We start from the raw sequence: 24,973 nt of genomic DNA, 5'->3' as shown, positions 1-24,973 counted from the left end.
GAGTCCGGCACAGCGATCTGGCGGTGGAACATGATGCGGAAGCAGCACGGTGCGGAGGTCTTCCGGATCACGGGGGCACGTCAGGGGCTTGCCGACGATGTGCGCGGCAGACAACGGCGCTATGTGATCTCCATGTCCGTGCGCACCGTGTCGGTGGTGCTGGCGGCGGTGCTGTGGAACGTCGAGCGGCATGTCGCGATCGTGGGTCTCGCCCTGGGCGTTCTGCTGCCGTACGTCGCGGTGGTCATCGCCAACGCGGGCCGGGAGAACGCCCCTTCGCTGCCGTCGACCTTCGTACCGGCGCCCCTGCGGCCCGCCGTCGAGGCGGCTCCGGCGGCCGGTGCGACGGAATCCGGCGGTCCGGACGGCGTGGCCGGCCATGCGCGCCGGCCGCACGAGCACAGTTGAGCCCGTAAGTCCCGCGAAGCTCAGGAAATCCTCAGATCAATCATGACGTTCCGGTGCACCGCACCCTGGTCCCCATGACATACTTTGTAGGCGCTCCGCATCCCCCGTCGGAGCGACGGACCGACGCCGGGCAGCTCCCCCCGTGGCTGCTCGGCGTCGCCCTTTCTCCGGCGGGGATGCGTCGGAAGACGCTCCATGGACCTGATGTGCGGCCGAGTGGGGCCGTTAGGGTTGATCCGTGAACTTCCTCCGGACTTCCGCCGAAAGCGCCGCCGGTGCACCGATCTGTTCCGCCAAGGGCTGCCGCTCCGCCGCGGTGTGGGTGCTCGCCTGGAACAACCCGAAGCTGCACACCCCCGAGCGCCGCAAGACCTGGCTGGCCTGTGACGAGCACCGGGAGCATCTGTCTTCGTTCCTCGGCGTGCGGGGGTTCCTGAAGGACGTCGTCACGCTGGAGGAGTGGGAGTCCTCGGCCACGGACCAGTGATCGCCGAGCGCTGAAGCACCCAAGCACTGAAGCACTGAAGCACTGAGAGCTGAGCACGGACGCGGCAGCCCCCGGTGCCGTCCTCAGCCGCCGATCGCCGACATCGGCCGGTCGGGCTGGAGGAAGGACGGGTCGTCGAGTCCTGAGCCGGCCTTCTTGCCCCACATCGCGAGCTCCCAGAGCCGGACGATCTCCTCGTCCGGTGCCCCCGAACGCAGGGCGCCGCGCAGATCTGTCTCCTCGCGGGCGAAGAGACAGGTGCGGACCTGGCCGTCGGCGGTGAGCCGGGTGCGGTCGCAGGCCCGGCAGAACGGCCGGGTCACGGAGGCGATCACACCGACGCGGTGCGGGCCGCCGTCCACGGTCCAGCGCTCGGCGGGGGCGGAGCCGCGGGCGTCCGCCTCCTCGGCGGTGAGGGTGAAGCGCGTGCGCAGCGAGGCGAGGATGTCACCTGCGGTGATCATTCCGTCGCGCTTCCAGCCGTGCTGGGCGTCCAGCGGCATCTGCTCGATGAAGCGGAGCTCGTACCCGTTGCCGACGGCCCAGGCGAGCAGGTCGGGGGCCTCGTCGTCGTTGAGTCCGGGCATCAGGACGGAATTGACCTTGACCGGGGTGAGTCCGGCTTCGCGGGCGGCGTCGAGACCGTCCAGGACGTCCTGGTGCCGGGCGCGGCGGGTGAGCGTCTTGAAGACATCGGGGCGCAGGGTGTCCAGTGAGACGTTCACCCGGTCGAGTCCGGCGGCCTTCAGGGCGGCGGCGGTCCGCTTGAGTCCGATGCCGTTGGTCGTGAGCGACATACGCGGACGCGGGGTGAGCGCGGCGCACTGCTCGACGATGGAGACGAGGCCGGGGCGCAGCAGCGGCTCGCCGCCGGTGAAGCGCACTTCGGTGATGCCCAGCGCGGTGACGGCGATGCGGATCAGCCGGACGATCTCGTCGTCGGAGAGCAGCTCGCTCCTGCCCAGCCACTGGAGGCCCTCTTCGGGCATGCAGTAGGTGCAGCGGAGATTGCACTTGTCGGTCAGTGAGACGCGCAGGTCGGTGGCGACCCTGTCGTATGTGTCGATGAGCACTGTGGGCCCCCCTCCCCCGGTGGTGTGCGCGGTTGCGGTTTCTGACTCTTCCGAGACTACGTGAGACCTGTGACATCGACAGGGTGCGATTGGCACGAGGTGCGGCGCGGCCGCGTCGTAGGACTCTACGACGCGGCCGTGTCCGGACGGTGGCCGATGGGCCGAACGGTCCGGTGAACTTCCGCTCTCAGTGGGCTCCGACGCCGGTGAGGGACTTGACCTCCAGTTCGGCGTACTTGCCCTTGTCGGGCTCCTCCTTGGAGATCAGCGAGCCGATCCAGCCGAGCAGGAAGCCCAGCGGGATGGAGATCAGGCCGGGGTTCTCCAGCGGGAACCAGGCGAAGTCGACGCCGGGGAACATCGAGGAGGGCTTCGAGGAGACGACCGGCGAGAACAGCACCAGCAGGACGGACGAGGCGAGACCACCGTAGATGGACCAGAGGGCGCCCTGGGTGGTGAAGCGCTTCCAGAACAGGCTGTACAGGATCGTCGGCAGGTTGGCCGACGCGGCGACCGCGAAGGCCAGGGCGACGAGTCCGGCCACGTTCAGGTCGCGGGCCATGGCGCCGAGGGCGATGGAGACGATGCCGATGGCGACGGTGGCCCACTTGGCGGCGCGGACCTCTTCCTTCTCGGTGGCCTTCCCCTTGCGGATGACGTTGGCGTAGATGTCGTGGGCGAACGACGACGAGGAGGCCAGGGTCAGTCCGGCGACGACGGCGAGGATGGTCGCGAAGGCGACGGCGGAGATCACGGCGAGCAGGATGGCTCCGCCCGTGGATCCGGAGCCGCCGCCGATCTCCAGTGCGGCGAGCGGGGCCGCGGTGTTCCCGGCCTTGTTCGAGGCGATGATGTCGCCGGGCTTGAGCAGGGCGGCGGCGCCGAAGCCGAGCACGATCGTCATCAGGTAGAAGGCGCCGATGATGCCGATCGCCCAGTTGACGGACTTGCGGGCGGCCTTCGCGGTGGGGACCGTGTAGAAGCGGATCAGGATGTGCGGCAGGCCCGCCGTACCGAGGACCAGGGCGATGCCGAGCGAGAGGAAGTCCAGCTTCGAGGTGCCGGTGGCGCCGTACTTGAGGCCGGGTTCCAGGAACGCCGAGCCCTTGCCGCTGTTGCTCGCGGCCGTGCCGAGCAGGTCGGAGATGTTGAAGTTGAACTTCAGCAGGATCAGGAAGGTGATGAGCAGGGTGCCCGCGATCAGCAGGACGGCCTTGACCATCTGCACCCAGGTGGTGCCCTTCATACCGCCGATGGTGACGTACACGATCATGAGCAGGCCGACCAGGGCGACGATGGCGATCTTCCCGCCGTCGCTGGTGATGCCCAGCAGCAGCGAGACGAGCACACCGGCGCCGGCCATCTGTGCCAGCAGGTAGAAGATCGAGACGACGATGGTGGAGGCGCCGGCGGCGGTCCGGACGGGGCGCTGGCGCATGCGGTACGCGAGGACGTCGCCCATCGTGTAGCGGCCGGAGTTGCGCAGCGGTTCCGCGACCAGGAGCAGGGCGACGAGCCAGGCGACGAGGAAGCCGATGGAATACAGGAAGCCGTCGTAGCCGAAGAGCGCGATGGCGCCCGCGATGCCGAGGAAGGACGCGGCGGACATGTAGTCGCCGGAGACCGCGAGGCCGTTCTGGAATCCGGTGAACTGCCGCCCGCCCGCGTAGAAGTCGGCGGCGCTCTTGGTCTGGCGGCCCGCCCACACCGTGATGAAGAGGGTGGCGACGACGAAGACGGCGAACAGGGTGATGATCAGCGTCCGGTGTTCGCTCGCCCCTTCGGCGGCGAGCTGGACGGTGGGGTACGCGACATGGGCGGCGCTCATGCGTCGGCCTCCATACGGGACTTGATCGCTTCGGCCTTCGGGTCGAGACTGCGGGCGGCGTGGCGGGAGTACAGCCAGGCGATGAGGAACGTGGTGGCGAACTGGGCGAGCCCGAAGACGAGCGCCATGTTGATGTTCCCGACGACCTTGGTGCTCATGAAGCCGCCCGCGTAGTTGCAGAGGAGCACGTAGAGCAGGTACCAGGTGACGAAGGCGATGGTCAGCGGGAAGGCGAACGAACGGTGTGCCCGGCGCAGTTCGGCGAACTCCGTGCTGTCCTGCACCGCGACGAACGCCTCGGTCGTGGGCTGGGCAGGGCTGTCGTCCGTACTGCCCTTGGGCGGCGGTGCATCGGTAGCCACGGAATCTCCTCGCGACGCGGGTGCGGTGGTGGGGGTAACGGTGGTTTTCACAGGGGGAACCTCGGGTCCGGGGGGCGATGGAACGACTCCCCTGACAACGGCACGGAGTGGACGACGAAGCGGTTCACCGCCGCTTTCTCCTTCTCCCGCTCACCCGTTCGCACCACGCCAGTCGGCACACTCTTCGAACTCACTTACCCATATGCATTGATGTCCCGGGATGATCAGCGATAACTTCACTCGTCATGTACTCGACCGAACACGCCAGGTGTCCGGTCGACTGGCACGGATGATGTGGAGAACCCATGGCTCATCTGGCATCCAGACGGACCCGCGCACTCGCGCTGCCCGTCGGACTCGCGCTCACGGCCTCGATCGGCTTCCTCCCCGCTGCGACGGCCACGGCCGCTCCCACGGGCGAGGTGTCGGCGGCCGTCCCGGCGGACGGGCCCAAGCTGTCCTATGTCGTCAACACCAAGGGCGGTCACGGCACCGTCAAGCAGGTGAAGAAGGCGATAGCCAAGGCCGGTGGCACGATCGTGATCGCCTACGAGCAGATAGGCGTCATAGTCGTCCACTCGCAGAACCCCGACTTCGGCAACACCATCCGGCGGGCCCGGGGCGTCGAGTCGGCCGGTGCGACCCGCACCAACCCGATCGTGCCGCAGGCCACGAACGACGTCGGCGCGGTCGCGCAGCCGCTCACCGCGGCGCAGGCGGCGGCCGCCGCCGGAAAGGCGACCGCCGGGCAGGACCCGCTGGAGCCCCTCCAGTGGGATCTGCCCGCGATCAAGGCGGACAAGGCGCACGAGAAGTCGCTCGGCTCCAAGCGCGTGACCGTCGCCGTGATCGACACGGGTGTCGACGACACGCACCCGGACCTGGCCCCGAACTTCGACCGCGCGGCCTCGGCCAACTGTGTCTCCGGTGCGCCGGACACCACCGACGGATCCTGGCGTCCGGCGGCGGGCGAGAGCGACCACGGCACGCATGTGGCGGGCACCATAGCCGCGGCGAAGAACGGCGTCGGTGTGACCGGTGTCGCGCCGGGTGTGAAGGTCTCCGGCATCAAGGTGTCGAACCCGGGCGGCTTCTTCTACGCCGAGTCCGTCGTCTGCGGCTTCGTCTGGGCCGCCGAGCACGGTGTCGAGGTGACCAACAACAGCTACTACACCGACCCGTGGCTGTTCAACTGCAAGAACGACCCGGACCAGGGCGCCCTGGTCGAGGCGGTCGGCCGCGCCTCCAAGTACGCCGAGCGCCGCGGAACCGTCAACGTCGCCGCGGCCGGCAACTCCAAGCACGACCTCGCCGCCGACGAGATCGTGGACGAGACCAGCCCGAACGACACCGAGACGGTCACCCGCACGATCAACCCGCGCGAGTGCCTGGACATTCCGACCATGCTGCCGGGAGTCGTGACGGTCTCCGCCACCGGCGCCAAGGGCCTCAAGTCCTCGTACTCCAACTACGGCCGCGGGATCATCGACGTGGCCGCCCCGGGCGGCGACTCGACGGTCTACCAGGCCCCGGAACCGCCGGCCACCAACGGACTGATCCTGTCCACGCTGCCGGGCGGCAAGTTCGGCTACAAGGCCGGTACGTCCATGGCCTCCCCGCATGTCGCGGGCGTCGTGGCGCTGATCAGGTCGACGCACCCGCACGCCTCTCCGGCCCAGGTGAAGCGACTGCTGACGCAGCAGGCCGACGCCACCGCGTGCGGCGCGCCGTACGACTACAACGGTGACGGCACGATCGACGCGGTCTGCGAGGGCGGCAAGCAGTACAACGGCTTCTACGGAGCCGGAATCGTGGACGCGCTGGACGCGGTCCGCCGCTGACATCGCGCAGGACAGGGAGGGGCCGGAGGCAGGTGCTTCCGGCCCCTCCCGCTGTCGCGTGAGGCCGTACGCCTACGGCTTGATGAGCACCTTCAGCGCCGTCCGCGTGTCCATCGCCTTGTAGCCGGCGGGTACGTCGTCCAGGCCGACGGTCATGTCGAAGACGGGCGACGGGTCGATCGTGCCGTCCAGCACATCGGGCAGCAGCTCCGGTATGTACGCCCTGACGGGGGCGACGCCACCGCGCAGCGCGATGTTCCGGCCGAACATGACACCGAGGTCCACGCCGGTGGCGCTGCCGTGCGGGACACCGACGTAGCCGATGGAGCCGCCGTCGCGGACGACGCCGATGGCGGTGCGCATGGACTGCTCGGTGCCGACCGCCTCGATCACACAGTGGGCGCCCTCGCCCCCGGTGAGCTCGTGCACGGCGGCGAGGGCCGCTTCGCCGCGTTCGGCGACCACGTCCGTGGCACCGAAGGCGCGGGCGATGTCGGTACGGGCCGGATGCCTGCCCAGCGCGATGATCCGTCCGGCACCGAGCCGCTTGGCGGCCATGACCCCGCACAGGCCGACCGCGCCGTCACCGATGACCGCGACGGTGGCACCGGGCCGCACATCCGCGCCGACGGCCGCGTGGTGGCCCGTGCCCAGCACGTCGGAGAGGGCGAGGAGCGCGGTGAGCAGCCGGTCGTCGGACGCGGCGGCGGCCGGGAGCTTGACCAGGGTGCCGTCGGCGAACGGGACACGGACGGCCTCGCCCTGTCCGCCGTCGGAACCCGGGGAGCCCCAGAACCCGCCCTGCGGGCAGGACGTGGTGAGCCCCTCCGCGCAGTAGGCGCAGGTGCCGTCGGACCAGACGAACGGGGCGACGACGAGGTCGCCGGCGGCGAAGCCGTTGACCCCGGACCCCGCCTCCTCCACGACGCCGAGGAACTCATGGCCGATGCGCTGGCCGGGCTGCCGGGCGGACTCACCGCGGTACGCCCACAGGTCGCTGCCGCAGACACAGGCCCGCAGGACCCGCAGCACCACATCGGTGGGCTGCTGAATCTTCGGGTCCGGCACCTCCCGCACCCGTATGTCGTGGGGGGCCTGGATCACGGTGGCGCGCATGCGTGGGGGTCCTTGCTCATCTCATCCGCTGATACTCCGCTCACGGTACGCCCCGGGTCCGTCATCGGGTGCTTTCGCCCCCGTCGCGAGGATCCCGGCGGTCAGCAGGGCCTGGGCAGCGATGTAGGTGAGCATGACCCAGAAGTCGGGCGCGGGCAGCTGCGGCCAGTCGGCGATGCCGGTGGCGATGAGCGCGTCCGACAGCAGGAAGAGCGCGCCGCCGAGCGCCGTGAGGCGGCCGAGGGCGCCCGCCCGCCAGGCCATGGCGGTGAGCAGCAGGCTGTAGCCGGTCAGCGGGACGCGCAGATCGGCCGGCAGATCGGGCCAGATCAGTACGAGGAAGGCGGCCAGGACGACCGCGTAGCCGAGGCCCGCGGACACCGGGGCGCGCCTCCGGCCGAACAGCCGGAGGTAGCAGATGTGGCCGGCGGCGAAGGAGCCCATGCCGAGGAGGAAGGCGAGGTCGTGGTCGGGGAGCAGCAGGGTGTCGCCGCCCCAGCCGAAGAGCAGTGCGGCGATGAGCGTCCTGGGGCCGCCGCGGGCCATGGCGTAGGCGGCGAGCAGCGGCATCAGCAGGGGCTTGGCGACGAGGTGGGCGGTCTCGGCACCGGCCAGGAGTCCGGCGAGGTCGACGGCCGCGGCGACGAGGAAGGCGATGAGCAGGGGCCGGGCGTACCGCTGCCCCCGGCCGGGCGCCCGCGCGGGCACGGGGCCGGTCATCGGGTGCTCCCGGGGGTGGCGGTGCGCTTCGCGGCGGCCACCGGGGCGCCGGGGGCGGAGGCGGGTGCGGGGGCGCGGCCGGAAGCGGTCCCGGGCCGCGCCGCGGGCTGCCATCCGGGGCCGCGGAAGACCCGGCCGGCCCGTTCGCCCCAGCTGCCGGCCGCCCGCACGTCGCGGGCGATGGCCGCGTACTCGTGCGTCGCCACGCGCAGCGGGTTGTGGGTGGCGATGTTCTTGGTCAGCCCGAAGACCGGCCGCTCCGTCTCGGCGGTGAACGACTTGAAGAGCCGGTCCCAGATGATCAGGATGCCGCCGAAGTTGCGGTCCAGATAGCTGCCCTGCGACGCGTGGTGCACGCGGTGGTGGGAGGGCGTGTTGAGGACGTACTCGAAGGGCCGGGGCAGTTTGTCGATGCGCTCGGTGTGCACCCAGAACTGGTAGACGAGGTTGGCCGACTGGCAGAAGGCGAGCGCCGCCGGGTGCACCCCGCAGGCGATCAGCGGGAGGTAGAACGGCCAGACGGTCGCGGAGGTCCAGGGCTGGCGCAGCGCGGTGGTGAGGTTGAACTTCCGGCTGGAGTGGTGGACCACATGGCAGGCCCAGAGGATCCGGATGACGTGGTGGCCTCGGTGGGACCAGTAGTAGAAGAAGTCCTGGGCCAGCAGCATCAGCGGGATCGTCCACCACAGGACGGGCACCCGCAGCGGGGTCAGTTCGTACAGGGCCATGTAGATCGCCACGATGGGCAGCTTCCACAGCAGATCGAAGCCGATGCTGCCGATCCCCATGGTGACGCTGGTGGCGGCGTCCTTGGTGTCGTATCCGGCGGCTTCGTCGTCCGGATGGATCCGGTAGCTGACCATCTCGATCACGGTGAGCAGGACGAAGGCCGGTATCGACCACAGCACGACATCGGGCAGGTTCGGCTCCATCCCAGCACCGTAGAGCCGCCGGCCGACGAGGGCTAGACGTTGTTACCCACAAGTATGCGAGACGTGGTGTCAGCAGTATTTGGCACCTTCCACCAATGGGGCGGCCACGGGATTTCCGGCACGCGCGCCGACCGGGGAGGAACGTACGCGCCCCGTAAGGAAGTTGCCCCTGTGAGGCCGTGACGGCCCGGTCCCCGGCACCGGACCCCTCCCACCGGGCCCGCATCGCCCATTTCGCCTGGAGGCCGCCCACAGGAGCCCACACGCCCCGCGCCCTCCTACACCCCCGCAGCCCCCAGCAGCGTCCCCGCGACATAGGTCACCGCCATCGCCACCGCTCCCCCGCCCATGTTGCGCAGCACCGCCGGTCCCGGTGACGCCTCGCCGAGACGGGCGCTCCACCAGCCGGTCAGGGCGAGTGCCGCCATCACGGAGGCCACGGTGACGGCGAGCCGGAGCGAGGAGGGCGGCAGCACGATCGCCAGCAGGGGCAGCAGGGCGCCCACCGTGAACGCCAGGAAGCTCGCCCCCGCCGCGTGCCACGGGTTCGTCAGGTCGTCGGGGTCGATGCCCAGCTCGACCTCCGCGTGGGCGCGCAGCGCGTCGCGCTCGGTCAGCTGGAGCGCTGCCTCGCGGGCCACCTCCTCGCTCAGCCCCTTGCCCTGCAACAGGCCCGTCAGCTCGCGCAGTTCGGCCTCGGGCGCCTCCTTCAGCTCTTGTTTCTCCGTGGCCAGTGCGGCCTTCTCCGAGTCGCGCTGGGTGGAGACCGAGACGTACTCGCCCGCCGCCATCGACATCGATCCGGCCAGCAGCCCGGCCAGCCCGGCGGTGAGGAGCGCGCCGCGGTCGCCGGTGGCTCCGGCGACGCCGACGACGAGGCCCGCGGTGGAGACCACACCGTCGTTGGCGCCGAGGACCGCGGCCCGGAGCCAGTTCAGCCGGGCGCCGAGTCCATTGCTGTGGGGTTCGTCGTGAACCTGTCCGTCCGTCACCCGGGGAGGGTCTCATCCGCGGAGCCGCGGACCCGGGCCGACCCGCCCGGGGCAAGGGCCGCCGCACGCGCCCGGGAGCGGGGCGGCGGTCGCCGGGACGGCCGAATAGGGAACTGTCAGTGGCGGCCCGTATTCTCTGTGACCATGCTCGACGACCGCCAGACCGCAGCGCCGTGGCCGACCGCCTACCCCCAGGGGTACGCGGTCGTCGACGTGGAGACCACCGGACTCGCCCGCGACGACCGGATAGTGTCCGCTGCCGTCTACCGCCTCGACGCCCAGGGCAACGTCGAGGACCACTGGTACACCCTGGTCAATCCGGAGCGGGACCCGGGCCCCGTCTGGATCCACGGGCTGACCAGCGAGGTGCTGGAGGGTGCGCCGCTCTTCCCCGAGGTCGCCGCCGCGCTCTCCGAACGGCTCGCGGACCGGGTGCTCGTGGCGCACAACGCGGCCTTCGACTGGTCGATGCTCGCCCGGGAGTACGCCCGTGCGGCGGTGATCGCACCCGTCGAGCAGCGGCTGTGCACGATCGCGCTCGCCAAGGAGCTGCGGCTGCCGCTGCCCAACCACAAACTGTCCTCGCTCGCCGCCCACTTCGGCGTCGTGCAGCAGCACGCCCACCACGCCCTGGACGACGCCCGGGTGCTGGCCGAGGCGTTCCGGCCGAGTCTGCACGCCGCCGCCCGCGACGGGGTGCGGCTGCCGCTGCTGGAATGCCGGCCGCTGACCGAGTGGTCCGACTCCCCGGTCACCCCGCGGATCGGGTATCAGGCCTCGTACCAGCAGAACAGCTGGCGTCCCTCCCGGAAGCGGCCGGCCTGCCCGTATCCGAATCCGGGACGGTACGAGAAGGACAAGCCGCTCCGGCAGGGCATGCGGGTGGCCTTCTCCGGGGACACCTCGATCGACCGCGAGCTGCTGGAGGACCGCGCCGTGGAGGCCGGGCTGCATGTGGCGACCAGTGTGTCCCGGCTGACCAGCCTGCTGGTCACCAACGATCCCGACGCGGCGACGTCCAAGACGCTGAAGGCGAAGTCGTTCGGCACACCGGTGCTGGAGGAGAGCGCCTTCACCCATCTGCTGCGGGACGTCGCCCCGGCGGACGCGCCCGCGGCCCCGCCCGCGGCGGGCCTCCCGTCACCGGCGCGGCCCGCTCCGGCGCCCGCACCGTCATCGGAGTGAACCGGGCGCGACTCGCCCGGGATCCGCTCGCCCACCGCCGCCCCGCGTCCCACCCTGTGGCGCATGGCACGTTGTGAGGTTTGCGGAAACGACTACGGCATGTCCTTCGAGGTGCACGCGCAGGGCGCGGTGCATGTCTTCGACTGCTTCTCCTGCGCCATTCACCGCATGGCGCCCATCTGTGAGCACTGCCGCGTCCAGGTCATCGGCCAGGGCGTGGAGGTCGACGGTCACTGGTACTGCGGCGGGCACTGCGCCCGCGCCGAGGGGAAGGCGGGCATCGTGGACAAAGTGTGACGGAACATTCCGCTCCGGGACCGCGCCCGCCCCACCCCTGAGTGCCGCACCCCATGACCCCGGTTGTACGGTCATGGGGTGTACCGCTTCCTGTTGACCCGGCAGTGGGTGATTCTCACCCTCCTCACCCTCGTGCTGATTCCCACCATGGTCGAGCTGGGCTTCTGGCAGTTGCACCGGCACCAGCACCGGGTCGAGCAGAACGCCCTGATCTCGCGGAACCTCAAGGTCGATCCGGTACCCGTGGCGAGGATCACCTCCCCGGGGCACACCGTTCCGCGCGCCGACTACTGGCGCGCCGTCACGGCCACGGGGACGTTCGACACCGCGCACGAAGTGGTGGTGCGCCGCCGCACATCGGACGACGACCGCATCGGTGTCCACGTCCTGACCCCGCTCGACCTCAAGGGCGGCGGCACCGTCCTGGTCAACCGCGGCTGGATCCCCGCCGCCCCCAGTCAGCAGTCCTATCCGAAGGTTCCGGCCGCGCCGCACGGCGAGGTCACCGTCGTCGGCCGGCTCAAGGCCGACGAGACGACGGGCACCAGTGGCATCAAGGACCTGGAGGGGCTGCCGGACCGCCAGGTGATGCTGATCAACAGCTCCCAGCAGTCCCAGCTGCTCTCCCGGCCGGTGCTGGGCGGATACATCGAACAGACCGCGCCCGACGCGCCCGGCAACACCCCCGAGCAGTTGGCCTCCCCCGACGACAGCTCCATCGGCCCGCACATGGCGTACGCCGTCCAGTGGTGGCTGTTCGCCGCCGGGGTACCGGTGGGCTGGGTGATTCTCGTACGCCGCGAGAAGCGCGACCGCCGGCAGGCGGCGGCCGAGGAAGCGGCGCGGAACAAGACAGCCGGACAGCCCGAGCCGACGACCGCGTAGAACTCCGGGACCGGGTCCGGACGGCGGCACCGGGTCCGGACGCCGGGACCGGACGTACCTCCCTCGCGGGCCGCCCTGCTTAACGAGGCACAGGTGAGGGAACACGCCAGAACGTGACCCCACGCATCGAGGACTACGCCCTCATCGGCGATCTCCAGACTGCCGCGCTCGTCGGCAGGAACGGTTCCGTCGACTGGCTCTGCCTGCCCCGCTTCGACTCCGGCGCCTGTTTCGCGGCCCTGCTCGGGGACGAGGAGAACGGCCACTGGCGCATCGCGCCCCAGGGCACGGACACCACGGACACCTGCACCCGGCGCGCCTACGCGGGCAACTCGCTCGTTCTGGAGACGTACTGGGAGACCCGGACCGGCACGGTCAAGGTCATCGACTTCATGCCGCAGCGCGACAAGTCGCCCGACGTCATGCGGATCGTCGAAGGCATCAGCGGCAGCGTCGACATGAGTTCCGTACTGCGGCTGCGCTTCGACTTCGGATCGGTCGTGCCCTGGATGCGCCGCTCGCACGGCCACCGGGTGGCCGTCGCGGGTCCCGATTCCGTCTGGCTGCGCAGCGATCCGCCGGTCAAGACGTGGGGGCAGCAGTTCAGCACCTGTTCCTCCTTCACCGTCGCGGAGGGCGAGAAGGTCGCCTTCGTCCTCACCTGGCACCCCTCGCACTCGCCGCGCCCGAAGCTGGTCGACCCGTACAAGGCGCTGAAGCACTCCCTGGCCGACTGGGAGAAGTGGGCGGCGAGATGCACGTACCGGGGCAAACACCACAAAGCCGTGCTCCGCTCGCTGATCACCCTGAAGGCCCTCACCTACGGACCGACCGGCGGCATCGTGGCGGCCCCCACCACCTCGCTGCCGGAGGAGATCGGCGGCGTACGGAACTGGGACTACCGCTTCTGCTGGCTGCGGGACGCCACCCTGACGCTCGGCGCCCTGCTGTCGGCCGGCTACCTCAAGGAGGCGTCCGCCTGGCGGGACTGGCTGCTGCGGGCGGTCGCCGGTGATCCCGCCGACCTCCAGATCATGTACGGCCTGGCCGGCGAGCGCCGGCTCCCGGAGGCGGAGCTGCCGTGGCTGGCCGGATACGGGAACTCCCGGCCGGTCCGCTCCGGCAACGCCGCGGTCCGGCAGCGCCAGCTCGATGTGTACGGCGAGGTCATCGACTCGCTCCGGCTGGCCCGGGAGGCGGGCCTGGACGACAAGCCGCACGCCTGGAAGCTCCAGCTCAGCCTGCTGGGCTTCCTGGAGTCCACCTGGCGCGAACCGGACGAGGGGCTGTGGGAGATCCGGGGGGCACGCCGCCACTTCGTGCACTCCAAGGTGATGGCCTGGGTCGCCGCCGACCGCGCGGTGCGCACCCTGGAGGAGAATCCCACCCTGCCGGGCGACGCGGAACGCTGGCGGGCGATGCGGTCGGCGGTGCACGCCGAGGTCTGCGCCAAGGGGTACGACCCCGAGCGGAACACCTTCACCCAGTCCTACGGTTCACGGGAGCTGGACGCCGCGACCCTGCTGATCCTCAGGACCGGTTTCCTGCCCCCGGACGACCCCCGGGTCGTCGGCACCGTCGACGCGGTGCGCGACGAGCTGGGCAGCGGCGGGCTGGTCCGCCGCTACAGCACCGACGGCACCGCGGTCGACGGCCTGCCGGGGGACGAGGGCGCCTTCATCGTCTGCTCGTTCTGGCTGGCCGACGCGCTCTTCCTGACGGGGCGGAAGGCCGAGGCCGAGGAGCTGTTCGAGCGGCTGCTGGCGCTCCGCAACGACGTGGGGCTGCTGGCCGAGGAGTACGACCCGGTGGCAGGACGCCAGCTGGGCAACTACCCGCAGGCCTTCAGCCACATCGGGCTGGTGAACACCGCTGTCGCCCTCTCCGGCGAGGACCCGGCAGGATAGGGCCATGGATCTTGGACTGAAGGACCGTGTGTACATCGTCACCGGCGCCACCCGCGGCCTGGGCAACGCCACGGCGCGCGCCCTGACCGGCGACGGCGCGAAGGTGATCATCAGCGGCCGGGACGAGAAGGGGGCCGTGGAGGCCGCCGCCGCGCTGGGGCCGGACGCGGTGGGGATCGCCGCCGACAACGCCGATCCGAGCGCGGCGCAGCACCTGGTGGACGCGGCGGTCGAACGGTTCGGCCGACTGGACGGCATCCTGATCAGCGTCGGCGGCCCGGCACCCGGTTTCGTCGCGGACAACACGGACGACCAGTGGCAGACGGCCTTCGAGTCGGTGTTCCTGGGTGCGGTACGGCTGGCCCGGACGGCCGCCGCCGTGCTCGGCGAGGGCGGTGTGATCGGCTTCGTGCTCTCCGGCTCGGTCCACGAGCCGATCCCCGGACTGACCATCTCCAACGGACTGCGCCCCGGCCTGGCCGGCTTCGCCAAGTCCCTCGCCGACGAGCTGGGCCCGCGCGGCATCCGGGTCGTCGGGGTGCTGCCCGCCCGGATCGACACGGACCGGGTGCGCGAACTGGACGCCCTGTCCGGCGACGCGGAGGCCGCCCGCAGGGCCGGTGAGGCGCGCATCCCGCTGCGGCGCTACGGCACGCCGGACGAGTTCGGGAAGACCGCGGCCTTCCTGCTCTCCCCCGCCGCCTCGTATCTGACGGGCATCATGGTGCCCGTCGACGGAGGCTCGCGGCACGGCTTCTGAAACGGGGGGTCAGGGGGCGCGGGTCCGTGCAAGGGCGCGGAGCCCGTGCAAGGGCGCGGAGCCCGTGCAGCCGTCAGGAGACGCGTTCCGCGCGGTGCTTGACGGCCTTCAGCCGGACCTCGGCGGGCAGTTCGGCCAGCCCGGCCGAGTCCCGGGCGTGGGCCAGCGCCTCGTCCGCCAGGCCCCGCAACGTCTGTTCGGGGGCGGCGTGCGGCTCCATCAGCAGCCGGATCGCGGCCCGGGGCGCGGAGCGGCGGCCACGCAGCGCGACCTGGGCGCGGGCCACCCCGTCCAGGGTGCCCGCCTCCCCGGAGAGAACGCCTTCGAGCGCCCGGCCCCGCAGCAGCGCCCCCTCACCGTCACCGCTGTCGACCAGCACCTCGGCCAGCCGGCCGCGGCGCAGCTGGGCCAGCAGCCACCACAGAGCGAGGACGACCAGGACGGCGAGGACCGCGATGACCGTCGGCCACCACCAGCCGTCGTCCCGCCAGCGATCCCGGTCGGCCTCGCTGAGCAGCACGTCGTGCTTTCCGTCCCACGGCCACCAGGAGGGCAGGGACGCGCCGAGGCCGGCCGCCAGTACGGCGCCGCCGACGGCGATCAGCACCAGCCCGGCAAGGCCCAGCAGTACCCGGTTGACGGTCCTGAGCACGCCGTTCACCCCTTCTTCGCCGGACGGCGGACATGGACGGACAGGCTCGGCGGCCTGGCCAGGCCCAGTTCCTTGATTCCCGCCCCCAGTGCGGTGTCCAGGTCGGCGCGTACGTCGTCGAGTTCCCGGAAGTGGGAGACCGCGCGCACGGCGGCCTTGCCGCGGCCCATCCGGACCCGCACGGACTGCACCCCGGACACCTCCACGGCCCGGTCGCGCAGCACGAGTGCCGCCGCGGTCCGGTCGAGCGCGGCCCGTACCTCCGCGCGGTCGCGGCGCATCGGCAGCAGATCGCGCAGTCCGGGGGTGAGGGCGAGCAGGATCAGCCAGAGGCCGATCGCGGCCGCGAGAGCGGCCCCGGCAAGGACCCAGACGTCGTCCAGCGGCCGCTCGGCCAGCTCGTCGGCGAGCGAGCGCCGCCACCGCATCGCCGGGTGGTCGGCCCGTACCGCGGCGATGTCGTAGAGCAGCAGACCGGCGCCGCCGAGCACCACCAGGGCGAGCAGCGCGGCGGGGACGCGGCGCGCGGACCAGAACCTGCCCGCCCGGCCGCCGTCCTTGCCCCGGGTGGGCACGGGGTCGTACGCGGCGGACGACGCGCTCTGGTCGAGTTCGAGCACATCCGATGCGCCCGGTCCGCCGGCCCGGGGCAGCCGCTCGGTGCTGCCCGTCGGCTCCTGGGGTTCGGTCATCGGATCCTCCCCTGTGCCGCGGCGCCCGGTCCCGCGGGGTGCAGCTTTTCGACCCGCACCGCCACCTCGGGCACCTCCATGCCCGCCAATGTCCTTACCCGCTCCGCGACATGGCGACGCACCGCGCCGCACTGGCGGCCGATATCACTGGGATATCCGAGCTCCAGGGTGACCCGTACCCGGGCGCTGTCCCGGCGCACGGTGACCGTGGCGCGCGGCGAGGAACCGTCCTCGGGCGGCTCGTCGACCGCTTCCCCGGCCGCCTGTGCGGCGATCTTCGCGACGACCCGGTCGGCGATCCGGGTCTCCCCGCGCTCGGCGGCGGCGACCCGCCCGGTCACCGCCGTCACCGTCGCCGGTCGCCGCGCTCGCGACTCCGGAAGAAGTCGCCGGGCTCCAGGTCGCCGTCCAGGAAGCGGCCGACGACGAAGCCGACCGCCCCCAGGGCCGCCACCAGCAGAAAGGCCCCGAACCCGCCGAAGTACCCGGCGAAACCGAGCGCCATGCCGGCCAACAGGCCGGCCACAGCCATGCTCATCGTGACTCCTCAACTGCCTTTCGGCGGAGATCTACTGGAGACGTGGCTCGGGCTCGTCCTCGTCGTCGTCCTCATCGGGCAGCTTGACGTCGCTCACCGCGATGTTGACCTCGACCACTTCGAGCCCGGTCATGCGCTCGACCGCCGCGACGACGTTCTCCCGTACATCGCGGGCGACATCGGAGATCGACACGCCGTAGTCGACGACGATCTCCAGATCCAGCGCGGTCTGCGACTCGCCGACCTCGGCCTTGACCCCGCGGGTGACGGACTTGCCGCCGCCGGGGACCCGGTCGCGCACCGCCCCGAACGTCCGGGACAGCCCGCTGCCCATCGCGTGGACACCGACGACGTCACGTGCGGCCATTCCGGCGATCTTCTCGACCACACCATCGGCGATGGTGGTGCGGCCACGGGTGGCGGGGTCTCCCCCGCCGCGCTTGGTGAGCGGATTCCTGCCCCGGTCGTCACCCGCATCCTTGCCGGGGTTCTCGGGCCGGTTCCGCTGTGGGGTGTCAGTCATCGCCGCTCTTCCCTTCGGGGGCAGGGTTGGACTTCGTTGCCCACATTAGGTGCGCTTGCCCCGACTCGCGCCATGAATGCGGCAGGGTGGAGCAATGACAACGTCGCACAGCCCGCAGCAGGCCGACGGATGGACCGCGGCGGTACGGCAACGGCTCGGCCTCGGCCGGCTGCTCCCCCTGGGGGGTCCGGCCGACGGGGCATGGATCGCGGAGCGGGCGGCGGCCTCGGTGCTGCGGAGCGCCGCGGCCGGCCCCGGCGCGGTCCTGGGCAGGCTCAGGATCGGCGCGGCGGACCCGGACGGGCCGGGCCGCGACACGGCCGGCGCCGGGCCGGAAACGGACGCGCCGCCCCCGGGATCACACGCGTCCCCCTCGCACGAGGCCCCTCCGGCGCCGCCGAGTGCGCTGGCGTCCGGACCGCTGCGGATCGAGGCGGAGTTCTCGGCCTCCGCGGACCGGCCGCTGCCCGACACCGCCCGCACCCTGCGCGCCGCACTGCTGAGCGCGGCCTCCGCCCGGCTCGGCCTGGTGGTCGGTGAGGTGGACCTGCGGGTCACAGCGCTGCTGGAGGATGGTGCGCCCGACCGGGTGAGTGTCCCGGCGGACGAGGTACGGGCCGCGACGGCGGACGGGGCTGCGGCGGACGCGGCCGCCGGAGTGCCCGGTGTCGTCGCGCTGACCCGGGAGCTGGGCAGTGCGGTGCACACCGGCGCGGATCATCTCCGGGTCGAGGTGGCGACGGCCGGGGACCACCGGGCCCTCGATGTGGCGCGGGCGGTGCGCACGGCGGTGGCGGCGGCCGTGGAGGGCCACCCGCCGGTCGCCGTACTGGTCACAGCCGTGGTGGCGCGGGACTGACCCAGGCACCGGCCGGAACCGGAACCGCTGCCACTGTCACAGCGACTGCCACTGTCACTGCCTGAGTCTGTGCCTGTTCTGCGCCCGTGCCCGCACCTGTCCGTGTGCCGGGTCAGTCGCCGAGGCCTGCCAGATCGCGCAGCCTGCGTCCCTGCGCGGCCCGCTCGGCCGTGCGCTGCTCCTCGTAACCGCGGGAGACGGCACCGCTCAGCAGGGCCTTGGTCTCGATGACGGCGTCACGCGGGGCGGCCAGCAGGGCGGCGGCCAGGTCGCGGGCGGCCTCGTCGAGCTGGTCGGCCGGGACGACGAGATTGGCGAGGCCGGTGCGCTCGGCCTCCTCCGCGTGCACAAAGCGCCCGGTGGCGCAGATTTCGAGCGCGCGGGCATACCCCACGAGGCTCACCAGAGGGTGGGTGCCCGTGAGGTCGGGGACGAGACCGAGACTGGTCTCGCGCATGGCGAACTGCACGTCCTCGGCGGCGATCCGCAGGTCACAGGCGAGGGCGAGCTGGAAGCCCGCACCGATGGCATGCCCCTGGACGGCCGCGATCGACACGATGTCGTTGCGGCGCCACCAGGTGAACGCCTCCTGGTACTCGGCGATGGTCGCGTCGAGCTCGTCCTGCGGGCCGCGCGCCATGTCGAGGAAGGACGGCTCACCGTCGAACCCTTCCGGGGTGAACGCCTGCCGGTCGAGGCCCGCGGAGAAGGACTTGCCCTCGCCGCGGAGCACCACGACCCGCACGTTGCCGGGGAGTACCCGTCCGGCCTCTGTCAACGCCCGCCACAGAGCGGGAGACTGAGCGTTGCGCTTGGCCGGGTTGGTGAGAGTCACCGTGGCAACCGCGTCATCGACGGTGAGCCGTACGCCATCCTTGTCGAGCACAGAGTCGAGCGAGGTCATGGGGCGCCTCCGGATCGGGTGCAGTCAGCACTCACAATTAAGTGACTGAACAGTAACCACCCGGTCGGCCGTACGACCGGCCGGGTGGCCACCACGTGTTCCGGTGAGCCCCGAGGCCTGCCCCGCGACCGCCCCGACCGCTTTCGGCCCTCAGGCCGCAGCGGCCTTCTTGCCGCGCGTAGCTCCGCCGCGTCCCCGCAGCGTCACTCCGGACTCGCTGAGCATCCGGTGGACGAATCCATAGGAGCGGCCGGTCTCTTCGGCCAACGCCCGGATGCTCGCACCGGAGTCGTACTTCTTCTTCAGGTCTGCCGCGAGCTTGTCGCGCGCGGCGCCGGTTACCCGGCTGCCCTTCTTCAGAGTCTCGGCCACCCGTGCCTCCTCATGGGAAGTGCGCTCTGGACTCTCATGATCACCCCTCCCGCGCTTCCTGGCCAGCCATTCGGCAAGGTCGGTGCGAGCGGATTCCCCGCCCCAGAGGGGGCCGACACAATCGGAATCGCGAATTCCCTACGGCTGCGGCGGCCTCTGAAAGCACCGCCCGAAAGAACTGCCAGGTCAGGGCCGTACGGGAAGATGAAGGCGAAATGGGTGCGCCCGGCAGCTATCTGCCGGGCGCCACGCCGGGGTATGAGACGCACTCACTCAGATGATGGATCACGCCTAGGCCGAATGATCTATCCCCGGTGGATCAGGCCAGGGCGATGAGGTCCCGGTAGTCCGCACCCCACAGGTCCTCGACCCCGTCCGGGAGCAGGATGATCCGCTCCGGCTGGAGCGCCTCGACCGCGCCCTCGTCGTGGGTGACGAGGACGACGGCACCCTTGTACGTGCGCAGCGCGCCGAGGATCTCCTCGCGGCTGGCCGGGTCGAGGTTGTTCGTCGGCTCGTCGAGGAGCAGGACGTTGGCCGAGGAGACGACCAGGGTCGCGAGTGCGAGCCGGGTCTTCTCCCCACCGGAGAGCACCCCGGCGGGCTTGTCGACGTCGTCGCCGGAGAACAGGAACGAGCCGAGGGTCTTGCGGACCTCGACCAGGTCGAGGTCCGGCGCGGCGGAGCGCATGTTCTCCAGGACGGTGCGCTCCGGGTCCAGGGTCTCGTGCTCCTGGGCGTAGTAGCCGAGCTTGAGGCCGTGGCCCTTGATGATCTCGCCGGTGTCGGGCTTCTCCGCACCACCGAGAAGGCGCAGCAGCGTGGTCTTGCCCGCGCCGTTGAGTCCGAGGATGACGACGCGGGAGCCCTTGTCGATGGCGAGGTCGACGTCGGTGAAGATCTCCAGCGAGCCGTAGGACTTGGACAGACCCTCCGCCATCAGCGGGGTCTTGCCGCACGGCGAGGGCTCGGGGAAGCGCAGCTTGGCGACCTTGTCCGACACCCGGACGGCGTCCAGGCCGGACAGCAGGCGCTCGGCGCGCTTGGCCATGTTCTGGGCGGCGACGGTCTTGGTGGCCTTGGCGCGCATCTTGTCGGCCTGCGCGTTGAGGGTCGCGGCCTTCTTCTCGGCGTTCTGGCGCTCGCGCTTGCGGCGCTTCTCGTCGGCCTCGCGCTGCTGCTGGTAGAGCTTCCAGCCCATGTTGTAGATGTCGATCTGCGCACGGTTGGCGTCGAGGTAGAACATCTTGTTGACGACGGTCTCGATGAGGTCGGCGTCGTGGGAGATCACGATGAAGCCGCCGCGGTAGGACTTGAGGTAGTCGCGCAGCCAGACGATCGAGTCCGCGTCGAGGTGGTTGGTGGGCTCGTCGAGGAGCAGGGTGTCCGCGTCCGAGAAGAGGATGCGGGCGAGCTCCACACGGCGGCGCTGACCGCCGGAGAGCGTGTGCAGCGGCTGGCCGAGCACCCGGTCGGGCAGGTTGAGCGCGGCGGCGATGGTGGCGGCCTCGGCCTCGGCGGCGTACCCGCCCTTGGTGAGGAACTCCGTCTCCAGGCGCTCGTACCGCTTCATCGCCTTCTCGCGGGTGGCGCCCTTGCCGTTCGCCATCCGGTCCTCGTTCTCGTGCATCTTGCGCAGGATCTCGTCGAGACCGCGGGCGGAGAGGACGCGGTCCCGGGCGAGGGTGTCGAGGTTGCCGGTGCGCGGGTCCTGCGGGAGGTAGCCGACCTCGCCGGACTTGGTGATGGTGCCGCCCGCGGGGGTGCCCTCGCCCGCGAGGCACTTGGTGAGGGTGGTCTTGCCCGCCCCGTTGCGGCCGACCAGGCCGATGCGGTCGCCCTTGGCGATACGGAAGGAGGCGGACTCGATGAGGATGCGGGCGCCGGCGCGCAGCTCGATGCCGGAAGCGGTGATCACGGGAAAAACTCCAGGGCAGTGATGGACGGCGGAGGGACGAGGGCGGAGGTCTCTCGACGCCGCTAATGCACAAGGAGAATGGCCATACGGCCCATTCTACTGGCGGTGTGCAACTGCTTTTCCGCGTGCCCGTGGGGACGAACCGCCCAGCACCCGGCCCGGCACGGCACGGCCCTCGCCCGCCGGGGCCGAGGGGCTGGCGTCCCTTCGGTTCGGCGACGCCACCTGCGCGGATGCCCTCCGGGAGGGCGTTGTCAGTGGTCGGTGGAAGACTGAGACGCAGATCACAGCAATGCGGTGTGAACGGCAGAAGTGGGTGAGCGTGATGGCAGGTGTGCCGAAGGGCGTACCGACGATCTATCCGACGATTCTGTACGACGACGCGAAGGCCGCGATCAGGACACTGACGCAGGGGCTCGGCTTCACCGAGGAAGCGGTGTACGAGGGGGAGAACGGCAGCGTGCTGCACGCCGAACTGTCCTGCGGCAACGGCCGGGTGATGCTCGGCTCCAAGGGCCGCGAGGGCGTCTTCGCCAAGGCGATGGCGGGCGCGGGCCCGGCCGGGGTGTACGTGGTCGTGGACGAGGTGGACGAGCACCATGCGCGGGCGGTGGCGCACGGCGTGGAGATCCTGATGCCGCCCACGGACCAGGACTACGGCTCGCGGGACTACATGGCGCGCGACGGGGAGGGCAACATCTGGAGCTTCGGGACGTACGCCCCGGGATCCGCCGACTGACTTCCCGGGCGACGGGGCGATGGGACACAGGGGCGACGGGACGTCGGGGAAAGGGGCGGCGGGGCGGCGGCACAGGAAGTCGGGCGTACGGGGCCGGAGGGGCCGGGCAGGGCCGTACGGGGCCAGCGGGGCGGGCGAGCCAGTGCGTCCGGAGACCCGGACGCACTGAATCGCTGACTCGCTGACTCGCTGACTCACTGACTCGCTGACTCGCTGACTCGCTGACTCGCTGACTGCCAGATCACCGGACGCCCGGACCGCTCCGGCGACAGTGCGGTCCGGGCCTGCGGACGGCGGGCGGGCCTGTCCGGCCCGGTGTGTCTACGCGCCGCCCGTGTGGACCTGGAAGGCGGCGCGGCGTACCGCCTTGGCCAGGGCCGGGTCGGGGTGGGCGGCGGCCAGGGCGACCAGGACCTGGACGGTGCGCGGGTGGCCGACGGCCCTGACCTCGTCGAGCAGCGCGGGGACGGTGCCCTGGACGGCGGAGTCGAGGTGGCGGACCAGCAGGCCGGTCTCCCCGTGGTCGGCGACGGCCGCCGCGGTGTCGACCCAGAGCCAGGTGGCTTCCTCCCGGCTCAGCACCTCCTGGGCGTCGTCCGGGTCGGCGCCCTCGTACTCGGCGAGCCAGAGGAGCGCGTAGGGCCGCAGCGTCGGATCGGTGGCCACGGAGCGCACCACGGGCTCGGCGGGGGCGCCGACGACGCGGAGCGCCTCGAAGGCCAGGCCGCGCAGCAGCGCGTCCTCGCCGCGGGCGACGGCCAGCAGTTCGGTGACGGCGCTGCCGACCGGGCGGGCGGCGAGCCAGGCCCGGTATTCGTCGCGGGCCGGTCCCGGGGTGAGCCGGGCGCAGCCGAGCAGCATGTCCGCGGCGGACTGCTCGATGTTCCCGGCGGGGCTCTGGGCGGCGACGCAGATCTGCTCCAGCTTCACCCAGACCGCCCAGTTGCCGAGCGGGGTCAGGGTGGCGTGCCCGGCGCCGAGGGTGAGGGCCCCGACCTCGGCCAGCCCCTCCAGGGCCCAGTCGAGCAGGAGCGCGTTGAGGTCCGCGTCCTGTGCCGGGTCGGTGTGTTCGATGGCCGGGGCGCTCTGCGCGGGCGGCTGTTCGGGGCCGTAGGGCACTTCGCACCGCTCCTCGTGGAGCTCCGCGACGCGCTGGCCCAGGAGGTCCAGGAGTGCGGGCACGGTGACCGGGCCCGCCGAGAGCTGGAGGAGGGAGAGCACCTGGGGTACGGCCTCGACGGCCTCGGCGACAGCGGTGGACTCGATGCCCTCCGGTGCGGCGTGGACGAGCGACCAGGCGTCGAAGAGCGCCACCCAGCCGCGGAGCACGGCGGAGTCGTCGCGGTCCCAGGCACGCAGCCGCCAGCCGGGGCGTGCGGTGTCGCCGTGGAGTTCGACGAGTCCGGCCAGCCGGGCGCGGTCCCAGCCCGCGCGCACCTGGGCCGGGGAGAGTTCCAGCGCGGCCGCGGCCCGTTCCAGGGCCTGGGCGGCGAGCGGGGCGGCGCCGGGGCTCGTGCCGTCGGCGGCCCAGTGGGCGATCCGTACGGAATCGGCGAGGACCGCCCTGGCCTGGCGGGCCAGTTCCGTCCGGGGCGGGGTGCCCTCGGGAGGCCGGGGAGCCGGCCTGGTGCGCCGGGTGGTCACGGCCTTGCGGGCGGTGGCAAGGGGTCGCGGGCGGACAAGTCGCAGCCTGGAGTCGCGCGGGGTACGGGACGTCACGGGGAGCAGTCTTGCCTCTGACGGCCCGAAAGCCCAAACGGAAGCCGGTTCACCGGTCCGTGCGGGCGCTCGTCGGCCCTCCGGCGGCCGGCCGGGTTCCGCCCATCGCCTCACATCAGGGGCGTGAGGAAGCGCCGCAGGGCCTCCTCGTACCGTGCCGGACCGGCGTTCCACATCGCCGCATGCGGAGCCTGCGGTACGGGGTGCAGGCTGACCAGGTCGGGGCGGCGCGCGGCGAGTTCGCGCGACGGCTGCCAGGGGGCCAGGGTGTCGTCCGGGCCGTGGAAGATCAGTGTCGGGGCACGCAGGGCGGCCGGCAGCGAGGTGTCCAGGAGCGGGGCGTCGCGCAGCCCGGTCTGTCCCTGGGCGGCCCGGACGGCGAGCGGCAGCAGGGCGGCCGGTACGCCGCGGGCGACGGCCAGGGCGCGCAGGGTGGCCTGCCAGTCCATGACCGGGGAGTCCAGGACGAGGCCGCTGACGCGGTCGCGGAGCGCGGAGTTGACGGCGGCGTGCAGCGCCATCGAGGCGCCGGTCGACCAGCCGTGCAGCACGACGCTCCGGGCGCCGTAGCGCACGGCGTAGCGGATGGCGGCGTCCAGGTCGCGCCATTCGGAGGCGCCGAGGTGGCCGAGGCCGTCAGTGGAGCGGGGGGCGCCCGCGTCGCCGCGGTAGGCCAGGTCGAGCACGGGCAGCCGCTGGGAGTTCAGGAAGGCCATCAGGTTCATGGGGTGTGCCCGGGTGGTGCCGAGGCCGTGCACGGTGATCACCCAGGTGTCGCGGGCGCCGGGGACGAACCAGGCGGGCAGGAGCCCGAGTTCGCCGGGGATCTCGACCTCCTTGTGGTCGAGGCCGAGGGCGCTGCCCGGGTCGCCGCTGTACAGCTCGGGCGTGACGCGGACCCTGGCACCCGGTTCCAGGACCCCGTGGCCGACCCGCTCCAGTCTGCGGACGACGGTGTCGGGGGCGTGCGGCGCCTGGTCGACGACCGGTCCGACGACGGCGTGGACGCCGGGGCCCGTCAGCCCGTACGTACCGGGCCGGAGCGCGGCGAACGAACGGGTCAGGGTGACCTGTCCGGCCGCCGTGGCGTGCACGGTGAGTCTGCGGTCGGCGGGGAGGGGACGGCCGGACGGCACCTTGAGGGCGGCGTCGCTGGCGTACCGGCCGGCCGCGACCGCAGCCGCGCCGACGCCGAGGATCGTGGTGACGGCCGCTGCCGTCGCTGTTGCCGGGCGCACTGCTTCAGTGTCGTGGCGGGCCCGGA

The 24,973-nt window shown here is 71.7% G+C and carries 27 protein-coding genes; 10 read left to right on the top strand and 17 right to left on the bottom strand.

The window, feature by feature from the left end; genetic code table 11:
• Positions 1 to 30 precede the first annotated feature (30 nt).
• A complete protein-coding gene (locus tag ABT170_RS10215) occupies positions 31 to 408 on the top strand; it encodes a DUF3099 domain-containing protein (protein ID WP_329942391.1) in 378 nt (125 codons plus the stop codon).
• Between the two features lie 238 nt (positions 409 to 646).
• Positions 647 to 895, top strand: coding sequence for a hypothetical protein (locus ABT170_RS10210; protein ID WP_329942390.1), 249 nt, complete (start codon positions 647 to 649; stop codon positions 893 to 895).
• Positions 896 to 978: 83 nt separating this feature from the next.
• Here the strand turns inward: ABT170_RS10210 and moaA are convergent, their stop codons facing one another.
• From moaA to ABT170_RS10195, 3 genes are all read right to left on the bottom strand, one after another.
• A complete protein-coding gene (gene moaA, locus ABT170_RS10205; protein ID WP_266929539.1) occupies positions 979 to 1,968 on the bottom strand; it encodes a GTP 3',8-cyclase MoaA in 990 nt (329 codons plus the stop codon).
• Between the two features lie 187 nt (positions 1,969 to 2,155).
• A complete protein-coding gene (locus ABT170_RS10200; protein ID WP_266929541.1) occupies positions 2,156 to 3,796 on the bottom strand; it encodes a monocarboxylic acid transporter in 1,641 nt (546 codons plus the stop codon).
• Positions 3,793 to 4,158 (bottom strand): DUF485 domain-containing protein, encoded by a 366-nt coding sequence (locus tag ABT170_RS10195; protein ID WP_329942388.1) that lies wholly within the window; start codon positions 4,156 to 4,158, stop codon positions 3,793 to 3,795. The genes ABT170_RS10200 and ABT170_RS10195 overlap by 4 nt, the downstream gene beginning before the upstream one ends.
• Positions 4,159 to 4,463: 305 nt before the next feature.
• On the opposite strand from ABT170_RS10195, the gene ABT170_RS10190 reads away from it, so the two are divergent.
• Positions 4,464 to 5,999 carry a S8 family peptidase gene (locus tag ABT170_RS10190; RefSeq protein WP_329942387.1) on the top strand — a complete coding sequence of 512 codons (1,536 nt, stop codon included), beginning with the start codon at positions 4,464 to 4,466 and terminating at the stop codon, positions 5,997 to 5,999.
• Positions 6,000 to 6,071: 72 nt separating this feature from the next.
• On the opposite strand, the gene ABT170_RS10185 is transcribed toward ABT170_RS10190, so the two are convergent.
• From ABT170_RS10185 to ABT170_RS10170, 4 genes are all read right to left on the bottom strand, one after another.
• Positions 6,072 to 7,115: a zinc-dependent alcohol dehydrogenase family protein gene (locus ABT170_RS10185; protein ID WP_329942386.1), complete on the bottom strand. Its 1,044-nt coding sequence runs from the start codon at positions 7,113 to 7,115 to the stop codon at positions 6,072 to 6,074.
• A gap of 21 nt (positions 7,116 to 7,136) precedes the next feature.
• Positions 7,137 to 7,835 carry a lysoplasmalogenase gene (locus ABT170_RS10180; protein WP_351865696.1) on the bottom strand — a complete coding sequence of 233 codons (699 nt, stop codon included), beginning with the start codon at positions 7,833 to 7,835 and terminating at the stop codon, positions 7,137 to 7,139.
• Positions 7,832 to 8,767 (bottom strand): sterol desaturase family protein, encoded by a 936-nt coding sequence (locus ABT170_RS10175; RefSeq protein ID WP_351865694.1) that lies wholly within the window; start codon positions 8,765 to 8,767, stop codon positions 7,832 to 7,834. The genes ABT170_RS10180 and ABT170_RS10175 overlap by 4 nt, the downstream gene beginning before the upstream one ends.
• Positions 8,768 to 9,045: 278 nt before the next feature.
• Complete coding sequence (locus tag ABT170_RS10170; protein WP_329942383.1) at positions 9,046 to 9,759, bottom strand: VIT1/CCC1 transporter family protein; 714 nt, start codon at positions 9,757 to 9,759, stop codon at positions 9,046 to 9,048.
• A gap of 138 nt (positions 9,760 to 9,897) precedes the next feature.
• Between ABT170_RS10170 and ABT170_RS10165 the strand changes: the two genes are divergently transcribed.
• The 5 genes from ABT170_RS10165 (at position 9,898) to ABT170_RS10145 (ending at position 14,793) form a co-directional block, all read left to right on the top strand.
• Positions 9,898 to 10,944, top strand: a complete 1,047-nt coding sequence (locus tag ABT170_RS10165) for a DEDDh family exonuclease (RefSeq protein WP_266929552.1) — start codon at positions 9,898 to 9,900, stop codon at positions 10,942 to 10,944.
• A gap of 63 nt (positions 10,945 to 11,007) precedes the next feature.
• On the top strand, positions 11,008 to 11,241 hold the full coding sequence (locus ABT170_RS10160) for a metallothionein (RefSeq protein ID WP_266929553.1): 234 nt from the start codon (positions 11,008 to 11,010) through the stop codon (positions 11,239 to 11,241).
• Between the two features lie 78 nt (positions 11,242 to 11,319).
• Complete coding sequence (locus ABT170_RS10155; RefSeq protein WP_329942381.1) at positions 11,320 to 12,126, top strand: SURF1 family cytochrome oxidase biogenesis protein; 807 nt, start codon at positions 11,320 to 11,322, stop codon at positions 12,124 to 12,126.
• A gap of 113 nt (positions 12,127 to 12,239) precedes the next feature.
• On the top strand, positions 12,240 to 14,033 hold the full coding sequence (locus ABT170_RS10150; protein WP_329942380.1) for a glycoside hydrolase family 15 protein: 1,794 nt from the start codon (positions 12,240 to 12,242) through the stop codon (positions 14,031 to 14,033).
• A 4-nt stretch (positions 14,034 to 14,037) separates the two neighbouring features.
• Entirely contained in the window at positions 14,038 to 14,793 is a 756-nt protein-coding gene (locus ABT170_RS10145) for an SDR family oxidoreductase (protein ID WP_351865688.1), read from the top strand.
• Between the two features lie 73 nt (positions 14,794 to 14,866).
• Here the strand turns inward: ABT170_RS10145 and amaP are convergent, their stop codons facing one another.
• Genes amaP through ABT170_RS10120 form a run of 5 tightly spaced genes read right to left on the bottom strand, consistent with a single transcriptional unit; the run spans position 14,867 to position 17,198 of the window.
• The gene (gene amaP / locus ABT170_RS10140) at positions 14,867 to 15,445 is read right to left on the bottom strand and encodes an alkaline shock response membrane anchor protein AmaP (protein ID WP_443034269.1); all 579 of its coding nucleotides are present in this window, start codon (positions 15,443 to 15,445) and stop codon (positions 14,867 to 14,869) included.
• Between the two features lie 5 nt (positions 15,446 to 15,450).
• Positions 15,451 to 16,137 carry a DUF6286 domain-containing protein gene (locus ABT170_RS10135; RefSeq protein ID WP_329942377.1) on the bottom strand — a complete coding sequence of 229 codons (687 nt, stop codon included), beginning with the start codon at positions 16,135 to 16,137 and terminating at the stop codon, positions 15,451 to 15,453.
• The gene (locus tag ABT170_RS10130; RefSeq protein ID WP_329942376.1) at positions 16,134 to 16,487 is read right to left on the bottom strand and encodes an Asp23/Gls24 family envelope stress response protein; all 354 of its coding nucleotides are present in this window, start codon (positions 16,485 to 16,487) and stop codon (positions 16,134 to 16,136) included. Before ABT170_RS10130 ends, ABT170_RS10135 begins: the two co-directional genes overlap by 4 nt.
• Entirely contained in the window at positions 16,484 to 16,675 is a 192-nt protein-coding gene (locus ABT170_RS10125; protein WP_266929565.1) for a hypothetical protein, read from the bottom strand. Before ABT170_RS10125 ends, ABT170_RS10130 begins: the two co-directional genes overlap by 4 nt.
• 31 nt (positions 16,676 to 16,706) lie before the next feature.
• Positions 16,707 to 17,198 (bottom strand): Asp23/Gls24 family envelope stress response protein, encoded by a 492-nt coding sequence (locus ABT170_RS10120; protein ID WP_329942375.1) that lies wholly within the window; start codon positions 17,196 to 17,198, stop codon positions 16,707 to 16,709.
• Between the two features lie 94 nt (positions 17,199 to 17,292).
• Here ABT170_RS10120 and ABT170_RS10115 point away from each other — a divergent pair, with 94 nt between their 5' ends.
• Positions 17,293 to 18,057: a hypothetical protein gene (locus ABT170_RS10115; protein ID WP_351865682.1), complete on the top strand. Its 765-nt coding sequence runs from the start codon at positions 17,293 to 17,295 to the stop codon at positions 18,055 to 18,057.
• 112 nt (positions 18,058 to 18,169) lie between these two features.
• Here the strand turns inward: ABT170_RS10115 and ABT170_RS10110 are convergent, their stop codons facing one another.
• The 3 genes from ABT170_RS10110 to ABT170_RS10100 form a co-directional block, all read right to left on the bottom strand.
• Complete coding sequence (locus ABT170_RS10110) at positions 18,170 to 18,961, bottom strand: enoyl-CoA hydratase/isomerase family protein (RefSeq protein WP_329942373.1); 792 nt, start codon at positions 18,959 to 18,961, stop codon at positions 18,170 to 18,172.
• A 150-nt stretch (positions 18,962 to 19,111) separates the two neighbouring features.
• The gene (locus tag ABT170_RS10105; protein ID WP_007263382.1) at positions 19,112 to 19,333 is read right to left on the bottom strand and encodes a helix-turn-helix domain-containing protein; all 222 of its coding nucleotides are present in this window, start codon (positions 19,331 to 19,333) and stop codon (positions 19,112 to 19,114) included.
• A gap of 319 nt (positions 19,334 to 19,652) precedes the next feature.
• Entirely contained in the window at positions 19,653 to 21,251 is a 1,599-nt protein-coding gene (locus ABT170_RS10100; protein WP_329942372.1) for an ABC-F family ATP-binding cassette domain-containing protein, read from the bottom strand.
• A gap of 325 nt (positions 21,252 to 21,576) precedes the next feature.
• On the opposite strand from ABT170_RS10100, the gene ABT170_RS10095 reads away from it, so the two are divergent.
• On the top strand, positions 21,577 to 21,990 hold the full coding sequence (locus ABT170_RS10095; protein ID WP_351865677.1) for a VOC family protein: 414 nt from the start codon (positions 21,577 to 21,579) through the stop codon (positions 21,988 to 21,990).
• Positions 21,991 to 22,311: 321 nt separating this feature from the next.
• Here ABT170_RS10095 and ABT170_RS10090 read toward each other — a convergent pair whose 3' ends face one another.
• The gene (locus tag ABT170_RS10090) at positions 22,312 to 23,634 is read right to left on the bottom strand and encodes a hypothetical protein (RefSeq protein WP_329942419.1); all 1,323 of its coding nucleotides are present in this window, start codon (positions 23,632 to 23,634) and stop codon (positions 22,312 to 22,314) included.
• Between the two features lie 185 nt (positions 23,635 to 23,819).
• On the bottom strand, positions 23,820 to 24,947 hold the full coding sequence (locus ABT170_RS10085; RefSeq protein ID WP_351865675.1) for an alpha/beta hydrolase: 1,128 nt from the start codon (positions 24,945 to 24,947) through the stop codon (positions 23,820 to 23,822).
• Between the last annotated feature and the right edge of the window lie 26 nt (positions 24,948 to 24,973).

This window comes from Streptomyces sp. NPDC001787 (assembly GCF_040297465.1).
In the GTDB taxonomy this organism is placed as follows: domain Bacteria; phylum Actinomycetota; class Actinomycetes; order Streptomycetales; family Streptomycetaceae; genus Streptomyces.
Note: the sequence above shows the minus strand (reverse complement) of the source record. Positions and strands in the feature narration are given on the sequence as shown.